General features: G+C 45.5%; 13 protein-coding genes, 1 rRNA gene and 1 riboswitch. Of the genes, 9 read left to right on the top strand and 5 right to left on the bottom strand.

Annotated elements, in window-relative coordinates; all coding sequences use genetic code 11:
* Window positions 1–49 precede the first annotated feature (49 nt).
* Window positions 50–2,476 (bottom strand): glycerol-3-phosphate 1-O-acyltransferase PlsB, encoded by a 2,427-nt coding sequence (gene plsB / locus CBX98_RS23220; protein ID WP_053807606.1) that lies wholly within the window; start codon window positions 2,474–2,476, stop codon window positions 50–52.
* 368 nt (window positions 2,477–2,844) lie between these two features.
* Here plsB and lexA point away from each other — a divergent pair, with 368 nt between their 5' ends.
* Window positions 2,845–3,468: a transcriptional repressor LexA gene (gene lexA, locus CBX98_RS23230; RefSeq protein ID WP_005393778.1), complete on the top strand. Its 624-nt coding sequence runs from the start codon at window positions 2,845–2,847 to the stop codon at window positions 3,466–3,468.
* A gap of 7 nt (window positions 3,469–3,475) precedes the next feature.
* On the opposite strand, the gene CBX98_RS23235 is transcribed toward lexA, so the two are convergent.
* A complete protein-coding gene (locus tag CBX98_RS23235; protein WP_109170349.1) occupies window positions 3,476–3,676 on the bottom strand; it encodes a hypothetical protein in 201 nt (66 codons plus the stop codon).
* Here CBX98_RS23235 and CBX98_RS23240 point away from each other — a divergent pair.
* Both CBX98_RS23240 and dinF read left to right on the top strand, forming a co-directional pair.
* Window positions 3,659–4,453 carry a class I SAM-dependent methyltransferase gene (locus CBX98_RS23240; RefSeq protein WP_005393777.1) on the top strand — a complete coding sequence of 265 codons (795 nt, stop codon included), beginning with the start codon at window positions 3,659–3,661 and terminating at the stop codon, window positions 4,451–4,453. The two genes, CBX98_RS23235 and CBX98_RS23240, sit on opposite strands and share 18 nt — an antisense overlap.
* A 55-nt stretch (window positions 4,454–4,508) precedes the next feature.
* Complete coding sequence (gene dinF, locus CBX98_RS23245) at window positions 4,509–5,858, top strand: MATE family efflux transporter DinF (protein WP_172606018.1); 1,350 nt, start codon at window positions 4,509–4,511, stop codon at window positions 5,856–5,858.
* 57 nt (window positions 5,859–5,915) lie between these two features.
* Here the strand turns inward: dinF and sthA are convergent, their stop codons facing one another.
* Window positions 5,916–7,346, bottom strand: coding sequence for a Si-specific NAD(P)(+) transhydrogenase (gene sthA / locus CBX98_RS23250; protein WP_005389689.1), 1,431 nt, complete (start codon window positions 7,344–7,346; stop codon window positions 5,916–5,918).
* Between the two features lie 263 nt (window positions 7,347–7,609).
* On the opposite strand from sthA, the gene fabR reads away from it, so the two are divergent.
* Together fabR and CBX98_RS23260 are read left to right on the top strand one after the other, a co-directional pair.
* Window positions 7,610–8,251: an HTH-type transcriptional repressor FabR gene (gene fabR, locus CBX98_RS23255; protein WP_005378632.1), complete on the top strand. Its 642-nt coding sequence runs from the start codon at window positions 7,610–7,612 to the stop codon at window positions 8,249–8,251.
* Window positions 8,251–8,616, top strand: a complete 366-nt coding sequence (locus CBX98_RS23260) for a YijD family membrane protein (protein WP_005378634.1) — start codon at window positions 8,251–8,253, stop codon at window positions 8,614–8,616. The genes fabR and CBX98_RS23260 overlap by 1 nt, the downstream gene beginning before the upstream one ends.
* 67 nt (window positions 8,617–8,683) lie before the next feature.
* On the opposite strand, the gene trmA is transcribed toward CBX98_RS23260, so the two are convergent.
* On the bottom strand, window positions 8,684–9,793 hold the full coding sequence (gene trmA, locus CBX98_RS23265; protein ID WP_033907263.1) for a tRNA (uridine(54)-C5)-methyltransferase TrmA: 1,110 nt from the start codon (window positions 9,791–9,793) through the stop codon (window positions 8,684–8,686).
* Window positions 9,794–9,977: 184 nt separating this feature from the next.
* Window positions 9,978–10,178, top strand: a riboswitch (cobalamin riboswitch).
* 55 nt (window positions 10,179–10,233) lie between these two features.
* Here trmA and btuB point away from each other — a divergent pair.
* Genes btuB through murI form a run of 3 tightly spaced genes read left to right on the top strand, consistent with a single transcriptional unit; the run spans window position 10,234 to window position 13,656 of the window.
* On the top strand, window positions 10,234–12,069 hold the full coding sequence (gene btuB / locus CBX98_RS23270; protein WP_005393711.1) for a TonB-dependent vitamin B12 receptor: 1,836 nt from the start codon (window positions 10,234–10,236) through the stop codon (window positions 12,067–12,069).
* Window positions 12,070–12,128: 59 nt separating this feature from the next.
* Window positions 12,129–12,812 (top strand): ATPase, encoded by a 684-nt coding sequence (locus CBX98_RS23275; RefSeq protein ID WP_005393709.1) that lies wholly within the window; start codon window positions 12,129–12,131, stop codon window positions 12,810–12,812.
* Between the two features lie 40 nt (window positions 12,813–12,852).
* Window positions 12,853–13,656: a glutamate racemase gene (murI, locus tag CBX98_RS23280; RefSeq protein WP_109170351.1), complete on the top strand. Its 804-nt coding sequence runs from the start codon at window positions 12,853–12,855 to the stop codon at window positions 13,654–13,656.
* Here murI and CBX98_RS23285 read toward each other — a convergent pair.
* Window positions 13,619–14,074: an RNA-binding protein gene (locus tag CBX98_RS23285; protein ID WP_031780357.1), complete on the bottom strand. Its 456-nt coding sequence runs from the start codon at window positions 14,072–14,074 to the stop codon at window positions 13,619–13,621. The genes murI and CBX98_RS23285 overlap by 38 nt on opposite strands.
* 554 nt (window positions 14,075–14,628) lie before the next feature.
* Here CBX98_RS23285 and CBX98_RS23290 point away from each other — a divergent pair.
* Window positions 14,629–14,721: ribosomal RNA gene (locus CBX98_RS23290) — 16S ribosomal RNA — on the top strand; the annotation flags it as partial.

Genomic DNA, 14,721 nt, shown 5'->3' on the forward strand with positions numbered 1-14,721 from the left:
GGCATCCGATTGGATGCCTTTTTTCTTATTTTGGAAGAAGGTAAAACGGTTACGACTGAAGTTGATGAATACTCTCTTCGATCGTCAGTTTCACTTCTGGATAAAGCAGAGTGAACAGTAGTCGTGCAAATTGCTGCGTTTTCTTTGTGTCACAGTTACCATCGTTATCGAGGTATTTTTGCTGTTTGAGCGTATTGAACATAGCAGTAAACACACCTTTATCGAAGAATTCTGGCGCATTAATACCGTGTAAGCGTCCTAAACGTTGAGCAATATCTTGGCTCTTCTGTTCTAGGTCCGATTTACCGAGCTCAGGGTAAGCAACAAGCAAGTTCATCGCGATAGAGTAGCGCTGCAGTGTTTCCGTGATTGTACGACCTAACAGAACCAAAGGCTGGTTGTTCGACTGATTGATCTCTAGCTTATCACCATCGAGGCTAATCATTTTCTGATCGGCAAACTCATGCAGTGTTTTAACGACCAATTCATCCAACTCGTCTTCTTGATAGCTTAAGAACAACTCTTTCTTCAAGAATGGGTAGATTTGCGCCACATTCGCTTGAATCTTTTCTACCGAAAGGTTGCGCTGACGAATGATCATCTGAGCAATTAATGATGGCAGAGCAAACAAGTGGATGATGTTGTTGCGGTAGTAGGTCATCAGGATCGATTGGCTACGATCCAGCGAAATGATGTCACCCATGCTATCGGTTTCAATCACGAACTTATCAAGTGAAATCGCATGATCGACCAACTCCTCGGCACTTTCGGTAGGGATAGTGGAGGTGCTTGAGTAAGGATTGTTTTTGAGTAGCTTTAAGTAACACTCGATCTGATTGATCAGCGAGTCACGAGAAAGTGCACGTTGACGAGAAGCAAGCAGTGCGGTTGCACACAAGGTCAACGCGTTTGCCGCCGCCGCATCATTGATGTGCGTCATCATCTTATTAGCAAGGTCGTTCACCACAGGATTCATCCACTGTGGTTTGTTACCACCCATGCTGTCGATGTCTTTCGTCCACTCAGGAGCATGCTCGTTCAAGTATTGGTTGAGCTGAATTGGCTCACCGAAGTTCACATAGCCCAAACCAAAGTTACGCAGTTTACGCAGAGTACGCAGTACAAGCCCTGCGTTTTCTTTCTCTTTGCGTTTGCCACGCAACTCTTTCGCGTAAGTGCCTACTTCCATTACGTGCTCGTAACCGATGTAGACCGGCACTAGTGTTACTGGGCGGTTTAGACCACGTAGCATTGCTTGGATGGTCATAGCCAGCATACCCGTTTTCGCTTGCAGTAAGCGACCTGTACGTGAACGACCACCCTCACTGAAGTACTCGACTGAATAGCCTTTGGCAAACAGCTCAGCTAGATACTCGCGGAAAATGGTTGAGTACAGTTTGTTACCTTTAAAGCTACGACGAATAAAGAACGCCCCACCGCGACGGAAAAGAGGACCTGCCGGGAAGAAGTTCAGGTTAATGCCTGCCGCAATGTGCGGAGGCACCATGCCTTCATGGTATAAAACGTAAGACAACAGTAGGTAGTCCATGTGACTACGGTGACACGGAACGTACACAATTTCGTGGCCGTCTTGCGCTAAACGACGCACAGTCGAGGCGTTATTGATGTGCAACCCTTGGTACAGCTTTGTCCATAGCCAACTCAGGATGCGGTCGCCGTTTTTCACTAGACCGTAGGAGAAGTCGGCGGCGATTTCATCCATGATGTCGTGGGCTTCTTTACGTGCCTTATCAATCGAGATATTTTTGCTCTTGGCTTCGTCAGCGATCGCCAGTTCAATAGCTGGAGATTTTAATAAACGAGCAAACAACACTTGGCGTTGTGGCAGGTTTGGGCCTGAAGCCGCAAGTTTTTGGCGAGAGAAGTGGATACGCGCCACGCGAGCCAATTTGTGCGCAATTGCGCTGTCGGTACCGTGAGAGTCTGCCATATAACGCAGAGATACCACGGGACTAAAGCGAACCAAGCAGTCGCGTCCTGCTGCTATTACCGCTTTCGCCTTTTGCGGGCCATTCATTGGCTGAAGGTAAGGCTTTTGGTTTTCTTCTTTACCTGGTTTACGACCCCAAAGCACGGTTGCAGGGATCATTTGAACGTCCAACTCACTATCCAGCTTATGCAGTTCCAGTAAGTCAGAGAACAGAGAGACAGAGTCGGTTGGGACATCATTATCGTTGTTCATCACAGTTGGACGCGCAGCGATAAAGACGAAACGGTTCAGCGTTTTGCCATTGATTTCCAGCGGACTGAGCGGGTCAGGCAGACCAAGGCTCATGGCTTGTTTTTGCAGTGTCAGCAAATCCACGTTCGAGCGGAACGGTAGGGCATATACAATCGGCTTAGCGAGGTCGATATTCAGATCTTCAATCGGGTTCGACGGGATTGTGGTGCCCTTTACCAGTACCGATAAAGGTAGTTTTAGTAATGAACGTGAAAATGATTGTCCAGAAGACATAAAGTTCACAGCCTCAATAGGTATTCAAACAGGCCTAACCTTATTTCAGTGTCCGCTTTGCATGTCTTCTATAGAAAAAGAAATGAGTACGGCAAAAGAAATAAGCCTAGGCGATAAAATTTAAGCGCAGCAAGGATACCAGAAACTGGTCAAACCTTTTAATTTTATTGGCTGTAAATTAGTCGAACTCCTAAGTTGTTGCTTTACTTTGATTAACTGAAAAGGCGATGTTTTAAACGCATGAATAATGAACTTGGGCAGCAAACGAAGTGCACTCCACAAATAAATTAAAAAACAACCAATTGGGTTTTCATTTGAGCATTTACTGGATATACTCACAGTTAACTGTATAAAAAGACAGGTGAGACATGAAGCCGTTAACGCCACGCCAACAACAAGTCTTCGATTTGATCAAAAGTAAAATCGATGACACCGGAATGCCACCAACTCGTGCAGAGATTGCGCGTGAGCTTGGCTTCCGCTCTGCGAATGCCGCAGAGGAACACCTAAAAGCGCTTGCTCGTAAGCAAGCAATTGAAATTATCCCAGGTGCATCGCGTGGGATTCGTATCCTACTTGATGACTCTGCCGCTAATGACGAACAGGGCTTGCCTTTGATTGGTCAAGTTGCTGCGGGTGAGCCCATATTGGCTCAGGAACACGTAGAAGCGCATTACCAAGTCGATCCTGCGATGTTCAAACCGCAAGCGGATTTCTTACTTCGTGTAAATGGCGAAAGTATGAAAGACATCGGGATTATGGATGGTGATTTGCTCGCGGTGCATAAGACCCAAGACGTGAGAGATGGTCAAGTTGTCGTTGCGCGTGTTGATGATGATGTGACTGTGAAGCGTTTGGAGCGCAAAGGTTCAACCATATTACTGCATGCTGAGAATGAAGAGTTTGCCCCAATTCAAGTGGACTTAACGTCTCAGCACCTTACGATTGAAGGCTTAGCCGTTGGTATTATTCGCAATACCGATTGGATGTAAGTGTGTTTTAGCAGCCCAGTTCTTCTGGGCTGTTTTGTCTTTTCTCTTCTCTTTGTTCTACTTCCTCCAAAAGCTTGCTTATCATCTTGACCTTGTTTGTTTTGAGCAATTTATAAGCTTGATAATGTAATTGATATTCATTATCATCTTTATTAATGTCTATGTTTTCTCTCTGGCGCAGGAAATGCCCATGTCTCAGTCTAAACATCAAGTTCCTAACCATTTATTAAAGCCACTGTTATTGCGTAGCCGTGAAAGCATGGTCGACAATGGCTTGGTGTACGATCCGATAGCTGCTAAAGCGTGTTTGAGCTGTAAAATGGCGCCGGATTGTTTGAGTGGTGATATTGCGCAGAAGCAATTGCTGCACGTGACGCTGACCCAGCTTTGTGACCAGCAGGTTAGTCACTTCTTACAGCAGTATCCCGATGCTTGGATTATCAATGTCGGAGCTGGGCTGGATACCCGCTTTTATCGTTTGGATAATGGACGCTGCCATTGGATAGAGCTGGATGTGACGGAAAATTTGGTATGGCGTCAGCGCTTGTTCCACAAAAATGAACGCTATGAACATCGCTGTGGCAGTGTGGATGAAATGTCGTGGCTAGAGACGTTAGCCATTCCAGAGCAAGCACCGGTACTCATTTTATGTGAAATGGCACTGCTCGATTGCACAGAGCGTCAAGTCGCGAAATTTATTCAAACCTTGGGTCGACATTTTGTCTCTGCTGAACTGTGTATGGTGCTGGCAGGAGATTTAACGGAAACCAAGTGGGGACAAAAGCTTGGTTCTGATCGTTATGCTCATGGCTTTGAAGCGCCTGCAGAACAGATATTGCAATGGTTACCATGGGCACAGTGGGTGAAAGCTTTCTCGCCATTCGATAGATTCTGTTCTCGTTGGAAAGCTTGGCAGCGTTGGCTTAATAAGATTCCAATGTTGAAGCATCGCCTCACGCCAGTACTCGTTCATATCAAGTGGTAATTGGCTAGTCGTTAAGCGCTCAGGTACACTCGTCGATCTTACTGATGAGGTGCCTGTGACAAATTCAATCTTCTCTCCTTTATCTAACCCAAAAGTTCATCGCCAAGTCTTAGCTTTAGCGATACCTATGGTGCTGTCGAATATTACTGTTCCATTGCTCGGTTTGGTCGATGCTGCGGTGATTGGTCATCTAGACCACGCTTGGTATTTGGGCGGTGTTGCGTTGGGCAGTACCATGATCAGCGTGACATTTTGGCTGCTTGGTTTTTTGCGTATGTCGACTACTGGGTTGGCGGCGCAGTCCTATGGCGGTGAAGACCGAAAGCAACTTGCCTTGGTGTTCATGCAAGGCTCACTCATGGCGCTGCTGTTTGCGTTAGTCTTTCTTATTGCCCATAACCCGATTGCTGATTTGATCTTTGGTTGGAGTGACGCCAGTGCTGAAGTGAAGCACTACGGCATGCAATATTTCTCTATCCGAGTATGGAGTGCCCCCGCTGCGCTAATGAACTTTGTGTTGTTGGGGTGGTTGCTCGGAACGCAAAATTCCAAAGCACCAATGTGGATGGTGATCATCACCAACGTGACTAATATTGCCCTCGATTTGTTGTTTGTGATGGGTTTGGGGTGGAAAGTAGAAGGCGCTGCGCTGGCATCGGTGATTGCTGACTACTCAGGCATGGGTTTTGGTCTCATGTGTGTCTGGAAAACCTGGCGAGAGAGGCAATTACCATCACCTCAAAAGCTGCTAGCCAGCACTCAACATGGGTTCGGACGCTTCGTGAAATTGAATCGCGATATTTTCTTACGCTCTTTGTGTCTGCAAGCGGCTTTTAGCTTTATGACGTTCCAAGGCGCAAGCTTTGGTGATGAGGTTGTCGCTGCAAATGCGGTACTGATGAGCTTCCTGATGATTATCTCGTATGGCATGGATGGCTTTGCTTATGCAATGGAGGCCATGGTCGGGAAGGCGATTGGCGCCAAAGATAGGCAACAATTGAGTGCATCACTTGTCGGTACTTTTTTTTGGAGTTTGGTTATTTGCTTAGGACTGACCGCGCTCTTTGGTTTGGCGGGATCGCAGTTGATCGCCATGATCACTTCAATTGAGGCTGTACAACAGCAAGCAGCGGTGTATCTACCTTGGCTGGTGGTGATGCCACTTGCGTCGATGTGGTGCTTTCTATTGGATGGCATTTTTGTCGGTGCAACCAAAGGCAAAGACATGCGCAATAGTATGTTTGTCGCGACCAGCAGTTTCTTCGTTGTCTTTTACTTGTTCGCCGAGTGGGAAAATCACGCTCTGTGGTTTGCAATGTCGAGCTTTATGTTAATGCGGGGTATTGGTTTAGGGGTTATCTTTCTCTACCAATGGCGCAAGGATACCTTCCTCGCACAATGTTGATATAAAAACAGCAGGTCAGAGCCTGCTGTTTTTCTGTTTGCTATCAAGAAGCATAGATTAGAACAAGCGGTTCAAACCATTCAACGCAGCGACACGATACGCTTCGGCCATCGTCGGATAGTTGAAGGTGGTATTGACGAAATACTCGATGGTATTCGCTGAGCCTTTTTGCTCCATAATGGCTTGACCGATGTGGATAATTTCCGCGGCACGTTCGCCAAAGCAGTGAATCCCTAAAATTTCTTTGGTTTCACGATGGAACAATATCTTCAAGCTACCGATGTCTTTCCCTGCGATCTGTGCACGAGCTAGATGCTTGAACGAAGAGCGTCCTACTTCATACGGTACTTTCGCAGCTGTTAGCTCTTGCTCGGTTTTACCCACAGAGCTAATCTCTGGGATGGTGTAGATACCCGTTGGAATATCATCAATCAGATAGTTTTCTGCCTGACCTTTCGTAATGGCTTGTGCGACAAATCGCCCTTGGTCATAAGCGGCGCTTGCAAGGCTAGGGTAACCGATGACATCGCCTACAGCGTAAATGTGCTCAATATCGGTTTGGTAGTTACGGTTTACTTTTAGTTGTCCGCGAGAGTCCGCTTCCAGACCCACAGCACCCAAATTCAATTTATCGGTGTTACCTGTTCGGCCATTCGCATACAACAAGCAGTCCGCCTTCATCTTCTTGCCAGATTGTAGGTGAATAATCACGCCATCTTCTGTGCCTTCGATTTTTTCATAGGTCTCATCATTACGAATTACCACACCGCTGTTCCAGAAGTGGTAAGACAGCGCATCTGACACTTCGTTATCCAAAAACTCCAACAAGCGGTCTCGGGTATTGATAAGGTCGGTTTTCACTCCAAGTCCGCGGAAGATAGAAGCGTATTCACAACCGATAACGCCTGCACCGTAAATGATGATATGGCGAGGGTCGTGTTTCAGGCTCAAAATGGAATCACTGTCGTAGATGCGCTCATGCAAGAAATCAACGTCGTTAGGCTGATACGGACGAGAACCCGTCGCGATGACAAACTTATCCGCAGAATAGATTTCTTCTGTACCGTCGCTTTGCATCACTGCAATAGAGTAGTTATCGATAAATCGCGCGGTTCCGAACAAAAGTGTGCATGAGTTACGGTCATAAAAGCCCTGACGAAGTCGAGTTTGCTTATCAATGACCGATTTAGCATGACCTAAAATGTCAGAAAATGTTGCATGAACGCTGGTGTTGTTTCGACAAAATAGCGGGTTGCTATTAAATTCGATGATGCGGCTAACGGCATGACGCAGTGCTTTTGATGGAATGGTACCCCAGTGAGTACAACCGCCGCCGACACTGCTTTCTTTCTCGACAATGGCAACATTCAGTCCCGCTTTGGTTAATCCCATTGCAGCCCCTTCTCCGCCAGGGCCACTACCGATTACGATCACGTCATAGTGATTAACATGCGCCATGATGCCTTCCTTGTTATATTTGCTTAACATTGCTTTAGCGCGATTTTAACTCATTTACTCTATTGGTACACGTAATGCCTGTTAGAGAGTGGAAGTGATCACGCAGAATCGACCAAAAGGATGATTTGGTATGTTGTATGTCTATAAATTGCATCGAGAACATTGCAATTAGATGCATGCCAATAGTAACGTTCTCGGCGCTCAGAGCGAGCGAAGCAACATATCTTTCTCCGTAGGAGCAAATTGCGTTATATTGAGGCTCTTGTACCCTACAGAAAAAGAGCAAGTTAAGAATGAAATCGATGGGAATCCGCGCACAGCAAAAAGAGAAGACACGTCGATCATTGATCGATGCGGCATTTAGTCAATTAAGTGCGGATCGCAGCTTTTCCAGCCTTAGCTTGCGAGAAGTCGCCCGAGAGGCAGGGATTGCACCGACTTCTTTTTACCGTCACTTCAAAGATATGGATGAGCTAGGCTTAACCATGGTTGATGAAGGCGGTTTGCTACTACGTCAACTGATGCGTCAGGCGCGTCAACGTATTGTGAAAGAAGGTAGCGTAATTCGTACCTCGGTCGAAACCTTTATGGAATTCATTGAAAGTAGTCCGAACGTCTTTCGTTTGTTGTTGCGTGAGCGCTCCGGCACTTCTGCTGAATTTCGTACCGCTGTTGCTCGAGAAATCCAGCATTTTGCGGCAGAATTAACCGAGTATTTAATGAGCACCGGCGTGACCAGAGAAGAGGCGTATACTCAAGCAGAAGCGTCTGTGACTTTGGTTTTCAGTTCGGGGGCTGAAGCTTTAGATTTAGATCGACGTGAGCGCGATGAACTCGCCGAGCGATTGATCATGCAATTGCGAATGATAGCCAAAGGGGCCTATTGGTATCGCAAAGAACGTGAACGTAACCGATTAAAAGGCGGGATAGAATAATGTCGAATGGAAATAAATCTGAAAAGAAAACGCTGATTTTGGCACTGGTTGCAGGTATGTGTGGTGATGCTTTGTTGTCATGGTTGACCATGAGTGAAGTATCGTTTTCAATCTTCCCATTGATTGCACTCGTACTAGCTGTACAAGCTCTTTACCAAGAGTACCTAAATAATCCGGTATCAGAAGATATCCCATTAGTTGGCTTGGCGTGTTTCTTCGTAGGTGCGTTTGGTCACTCTGCGTTTATTAAAGCGCAATACCCAGAAGCAGGATCAAACTTCTTTGCGATCATGGTTTCAATGATCTTACTCGCATGGATTGGTAAGAAGCTAGGTTTTGTCAGCAAGAAGACTTCTGCGGAATAAACAAAACGAATCAAATTAAAAAAAGCGAGCCATTGAGCTCGCTTTTTTTTGTATTTGACGCGGTGGGTTACGCTTTGCGCTCCAATAGCACGCCCGCTTCCATATGGTGGGTATAAGGGAATTGGTCAAACAGAGCAAAACGCGTCACGTTGTGTGTTTCGCATAGAATGTCCAAGTTCTCTTTTAGAGTCTCAGGGTTACAAGAGATGTACATGATGCGCTCGTAACCTTGCACCATTTTACAAGTATCGACATCCATCCCAGCACGTGGTGGGTCGACAAAAATCGTGTTGCAGTTGTAGCTCTTCAGATCCACACCTGCATCTTGTAGACGACGGAATTCACGCTTACCCTCGATCGCTTGAGTAAATTCCTCTGCTGATAGACGTAAGATTTGTACGTTATCAATCTTATTGGCCGCGATGTTGTACTGTGCAGATACAACCGATGGCTTAGCTAGCTCAGTTGCCAGGACGCGGTCGAAATTCTGTGCTAACGCCAGCGAGAAGTTACCGTTACCACAGTAAAGTTCTAGTAGGTCACCAGTGCTTTCTTGGGTACAGTCGACCGCCCATTCCAGCATCTTCTCTGCGACTTTGCCGTTCGGCTGAGTGAAGCTGTTCTCCACTTGTTGGTAGATGTAGCTTTGACCATTTACATCGAGCTTCTCGATCACGTAGTCGCGGTCTAGGACAATCTTCATCTTACGAGCACGACCAATGATGTTTAGATTGAAGCCTTCATCATTTAAACGCTGTTTAAGGGCTTTCGCGTTTTCAATCCACTCTTCATCAAGTTGGCGATGGTAAAGCAGTGAAACCAGAATCTCACCACTTAGCGTCGATAGGAAATCCACCTGGAACAGTTTACGACGTAGCGAGTCGTTGTCTTTCATCGCTTCAACCAATAGCGGCATCAGGTCGTTGATCAGACGGCTTGCTGCAGGAAATTGGTCAACACGGTATTTCTCACGAGTTTCTTGGTTGAACATGATGTAGTAAAGATCTTCGCCTTCATGCCAAACACGGAACTCAGCACGCATGCGGTAGTGCTGCTCTGGTGATTCAAACACTTCCAGTTCTGGCATGTTGTATGGCGCGAACATATCCGTGAGACGTTCGACTTTTTCAGCCAGTTGTTCTTGGTAGCGTTGTGGGTTTACATCAAGAGTAGCCATGATCTTACCTTTTATGGTGCATTCAATTTAAGAGCGCAGATTTTATTCAATCTCAATAGGATGTCCAGTTTTGTACTGGAATTGATTTAAAGATAGTGCGTACAGACAGAGTAGAAAGCAAAATCAATCAAAACGTTACAACTTGTAAGGGCAATATTGGCTGGACAAATAATCAATAGCTGAATAATATTTGCCTCAAGTTGGTGCTATCTAGCAATCTAGATGGCTGAAATGGGAATCTGGTGTGAATCCAGAACTGACGCGCAGCGGTAAAAGAGAACGAACGCTCATCAGACACTGCATTAGTTTATGTGGGAAGTCGAGCAAGTAGGCGGTACACCCGTGCTCTTGAGTCCGAATACCTGCCAACAACTGAGCCATAGCACTGGACTGTCATGATGACAGGGCTCGGAAGGAATTACGCGATTTAGGACAATACAATGAGAAAATCCGCACTGGCGATCACTTTGGCATCGCTGCTTTCACCTGTCTCTTATCTACAGGCCCAAGAAACCTCCACTGACGAAACCATCGTTGTTACTGCAAACCGTTTTGAGCAAGCCGAAAGCCGTACGTTGGCAGATGTCGAAGTAGTTACTCGACAAGACATCGATCGCATTCAGGCGAAAACCCTACCAGATGTATTGCGTCGTCTTACTGGGATTCAAGTTTCACAAAATGGTGGTCGTGGTCAGTTAGCGTCTTTATTTGTTCGTGGAACCAGTTCCGACCAAGTTTTAGTACTGGTTGATGGCGTACGTTTTGCACGAGCAGCGAAGGGCGCTGTGGACTTTAACCAAATCCCACTTACTTACGTTCAACGGATTGAGTACGTGCGTGGTGCGCGTGCGTCACTTTATGGCTCAGAAGCGATTGGTGGCGTGATCAATATCATCACCATTGCACGTGCTGACGAAGAAGGAACGAAGTTAAGCGCAGGTTTAGGTAGCTTAGATTACCAAGAATTGAGTGTGGCATCTGGCATTAAAGTCACAGAGAGCGGCCAGCTGAATATCGCGCTTGGTAGTGAAAGTGATGATGGTTATAACGTTCGTCCTGTACCTGGAGTTAATGACGGCGATCGCCATGGCTTTGATACAAAGAATGGTCTGCTAGGTTACGTGCATAACTTCAATGACCAGTGGTCTGTATTTGGTAACCTACGTGCTTACGAAAATGTTTATCAATATGACAGCAGCTACGGCAGTCGCGGTTATTACGAAGCAGAAAAAGACGACCTTTCTGCCACTCTGGGCGGTAAATATCAGTCTGGTAACGTGATGTCAGAACTACAAGTAACGGCACAGAAACAGAAGTCTTGGAACTATGAGCAAGCAAAAGGCAAACACTCAGGTACTGAAGATGAACTTGAGCAGCAAAATGTCCAGTGGACCAACAGTTACTTGCTAAACAATAATACGACGTTTGCTGGTGGTATTGATTGGCGCAACGAATCTTACAAAGACAAGAGTGCGAATAAAACGTTTGATCGTACCAATGGCGCTCTGTTTGGTATGGCAACCACTAGTATTGATAAAGCAATGCTTGAGGGCAGTGCTCGCTTGGATGATAACGAAGAATACGGTAGTGAGTTCACTTACAGCTTAGCGGCTGGTTACCAGTTTGTGCCAGAGTTTGGGGTTAAAGCTTCTTTTGGTACTGCGTTTAAGGCTCCAAACCTATATCAACAGTATGACCCAACATACGGTGAGAAAGATCTGAAGCCGGAAGAGTCAGATGCTTGGGAACTAGCATTTAGCGGTGATGTACAAGGCGTTTTTTGGTCCGTCACGGGTTATGACTATAAAATCACGAATCTTATCGATTACCATCCAACCACATACAAATATTTGAATGTCGATGGTGAAACACGTATCCAAGGTGTGGAGCTTGTTGCTGAGTTTGATACAGGGATTGTGCAACACCAGTTGAGTGCAGATTACAAAGATGCTGAAGACGATAAAGGGCATCAGTTGCAGCGCCGCGCTAAAGAAATGTATAAGTGGAACGCTTTAGTTAGCTTCGATAAAGTGGACTGGTCGGTTAGCTATCAGTACGTAGGTAAGCGTCCAGATGTGGATTACAGCACTTGGCCTTCACAAGATATCACGCTTTCTTCTTACTCGTTGGTTGATACGGCTGTGACTTACTATCCGAATGAGTCGACCTCTATTAGCGCTCGTATCGATAATCTATTTGATGAAGAGTATGAGATGGCAAAAGGTTACCCTGCCGCTGAGCGAGCGTACTATCTAAACGTTGGCTACGAATTCTAATCGTGAATGAACACAAACCGCCTTCGGGCGGTTTTTAATATTTTGTGGTGGAAAATCGAATGAAGAAACCCAAGCAAGTGGTGATCAGTTGGTCCAGCGGTAAAGATTCGACATTAACGCTTGAGCGCCTTAACGAGAATCCAAATTATCAAGTTGTCGGTTTGTACACGACTTACGTAGGGAAAGAAGTCCCTTTCCAAGCAACTCCGCTTGAAGTCGTACAAATGCAAGCCGACTTACTTGCGCTTCCGCTCATTACTATCGAGCTACCTGAAGTCTTTCCAAGTAACGACATTTATCAATCGACCATCGTTAATGCATTACAAAGTAGTGGTCTGAATATAGAAGCTGTCGCATTTGGCGATATGTTTTGCAATGGCATTGCCGAGTATCGACGCAGCTATATTGAACCTGCTGGTTGGGAGTGCGTCTTTCCTCTATTAGGGGAGAGCAGCGAAAAGCTAGCGATGGAAATCATAGAGCGTGGTATTCAAACTATGTTGATCACCATCGACGGAAGTGTTCTCCCTCCAGAGTGGTGTGGTAGCTGGTATGACAAAGTCCTAATAGAGTCATTACCAAGTCAAATTGATCCCTGTGGGGAAAATGGTGAATTTCACACATTGGTCACGTCTTCGCCGTCTTTTCAAGGGCATATCGAGCTAACGAAGCGAGATGTAGAATCTGGAGATAGATTCAGCCATCAAAGATACCATGCTAAAGCATTGCCAAAACAAATCTAAGCAGTATGATCGCAACGTTTCTGTTCTTTAGGTAAGGCTCGTGCGAGTAGCAAGTAAGAAAAAAGTCCTAGTTTTTGACTCCGGTGTTGGTGGTCTTTCTGTATTCCAAGAGATACATCGCCTATTGCCGCAGCTTGACTACTTATACTTATTCGATAATCAGGCTTACCCTTATGGTGAACTCGATCAGGCGGTACTCATTTCACGAGTTAACCAACTGGTCTCTTCATTAGTCGAAGAACACCAAGTCGACATTGTTGTCATTGCTTGTAATACGGCAAGCACCATAGTGCTTCCTTCCTTACGTGAAAATCTATCGATTCCCGTTGTTGGTGTTGTCCCTGCGATTAAACCCGCATCGCTTTTGGCATCAAAAGGGGTAGGGCTGATCGCCACTCCGGCGACAGTAACACGCCAATATACTCACGAGTTAATACGAGACTTTGCGCAAGGCAAACCAGTTGAGCTGTTGGGATCAACTCGCTTGGTGGATATGGCCGAAGAGAAGTTGCGAGGCAACAGCGTTTCTCTAGACGAATTGACAAAAATCCTGCTTCCGCTTCGCGATAAAGTAGACGTTGCGGTGCTCGGTTGTACTCACTTCCCTTTAATCAAAGAGGAAATTCATCAAGCTTTGGGTGGGGACGTTACTTTAATTGATTCGGGTGCAGCCATTGCACGTCGAGTAAAAGCATTACTATTAAGTGATGAAATTGAGGATACGGAAGAGGGAAGTAAGTCGATTTATGCCAGTGCAACTCCTTGGCAGGAAGATGCACTGAACATTTGTTTAAAGAAGCTAGGTTTTAATCCTGTTCTGGTTTACCACCATCCGGGTGTTTAGGATCGTTCGCAATTCTCACTTTTAGCGTTCTTTCCATATATTCCTTTTCATTAAGTTTAGCGATAGCTGGCTTGGCATCTGCCGCAGCCATCACGACAAAACCAAACCCTCTTCTTTTTCCAGTGCGCTTATCTTTCATTAAGCGTACTGCATAGACCTGTCCATATTCAGCAAACAAATCGCGAACGTGACTCTCATTGGCCTTATAAGGAAGGTTGCCGACATACAGAGTTTTAGTCGATGGATCCGAGTCCGTTGATTGAATAGAAGGTGTCTGGCTAGAAAATGAAAATAAAAAAGCAGTAGCGATAACACCAATGAGAAAACTCAAGGCTGGTGGGATGGTGACTTGAGAGAAGACGATTCCCCCAACGACGGCCAGCCCAGCACATAAAATCAGATTTTTTTTAGACGTCATTTTAATTACTACACATAGTGATAAAGAGATCGATTGTCCATTAACAGAATAGACACATGAATCTTACGTATATGGTTGGTGTTTTTCCAACCAATTGCTGTGATATGTCTCAAATGTGACGAAGAAATATGCAAATATCACGCTTTTGGCTAACTAATGACCTGTTGAAAGTTTTTTTGCAAAAAACGCTTGTACTAATTTCTCAACTCCCTATACTGCGCATCCACCGACACGGAGTGAGACGAAAGTCACACAGCGAGTCGGAAGTGAGAGAAAAAGAAATTTGAAAAAATGCTTGACTCTCTCACGGTGCGGAGTAAGATACGCACCCCTAACGACGAGCAACTAAGTTGCTGGATAAGTTAGAAAAGCTCTTTAAAAATATAAACCTATCAATCTGTGTGGGCACTCGTTGATGATAATCCAATTAGAAACTTCGGTTTCAAATTAGGTTTCAATGAAACGAAGTGACCATTGAATCTTCGGATTCAGCACAGTCAATTCAAACATTACTTTATGTAATGTTCAGTATTCATTGAGCCGAACAAAATCTTAAATTGAAGAGTTTGATCATGGCTCAGATTGAACGCTGGCGGCAGGCCTAACACATGCAAGTCGAGCGGAAACGAGTTATCTGAACCTTCGGG

It is taken from the genome of Vibrio sp. T9 (genome assembly GCF_003123985.1).
Lineage (GTDB): Bacteria > Pseudomonadota > Gammaproteobacteria > Enterobacterales > Vibrionaceae > Vibrio > Vibrio diabolicus.

What these genes read in the sequence shown, in the direction of transcription:
- lexA (WP_005393778.1), top strand. Translation starts at nt 2,845, where the DNA reads ATGAAGCCGTTAACGCCACGCCAACAACAAGTCTTCGATTTGATCAAA.
- btuB (WP_005393711.1), top strand. Translation starts at nt 10,234, where the DNA reads ATGAGAAAATCCGCACTGGCGATCACTTTGGCATCGCTGCTTTCACCT.
- fabR (WP_005378632.1), top strand. Translation starts at nt 7,610, where the DNA reads ATGAAATCGATGGGAATCCGCGCACAGCAAAAAGAGAAGACACGTCGA.
- plsB (WP_053807606.1), bottom strand. Translation starts at nt 2,476, where the DNA reads ATGTCTTCTGGACAATCATTTTCACGTTCATTACTAAAACTACCTTTA.
- CBX98_RS23235 (WP_109170349.1), bottom strand. Translation starts at nt 3,676, where the DNA reads ATGTTTAGACTGAGACATGGGCATTTCCTGCGCCAGAGAGAAAACATA.
- CBX98_RS23240 (WP_005393777.1), top strand. Translation starts at nt 3,659, where the DNA reads ATGTCTCAGTCTAAACATCAAGTTCCTAACCATTTATTAAAGCCACTG.
- CBX98_RS23260 (WP_005378634.1), top strand. Translation starts at nt 8,251, where the DNA reads ATGTCGAATGGAAATAAATCTGAAAAGAAAACGCTGATTTTGGCACTG.
- sthA (WP_005389689.1), bottom strand. Translation starts at nt 7,346, where the DNA reads ATGTTAAGCAAATATAACAAGGAAGGCATCATGGCGCATGTTAATCAC.
- CBX98_RS23275 (WP_005393709.1), top strand. Translation starts at nt 12,129, where the DNA reads ATGAAGAAACCCAAGCAAGTGGTGATCAGTTGGTCCAGCGGTAAAGAT.
- trmA (WP_033907263.1), bottom strand. Translation starts at nt 9,793, where the DNA reads ATGGCTACTCTTGATGTAAACCCACAACGCTACCAAGAACAACTGGCT.
- CBX98_RS23285 (WP_031780357.1), bottom strand. Translation starts at nt 14,074, where the DNA reads ATGACGTCTAAAAAAAATCTGATTTTATGTGCTGGGCTGGCCGTCGTT.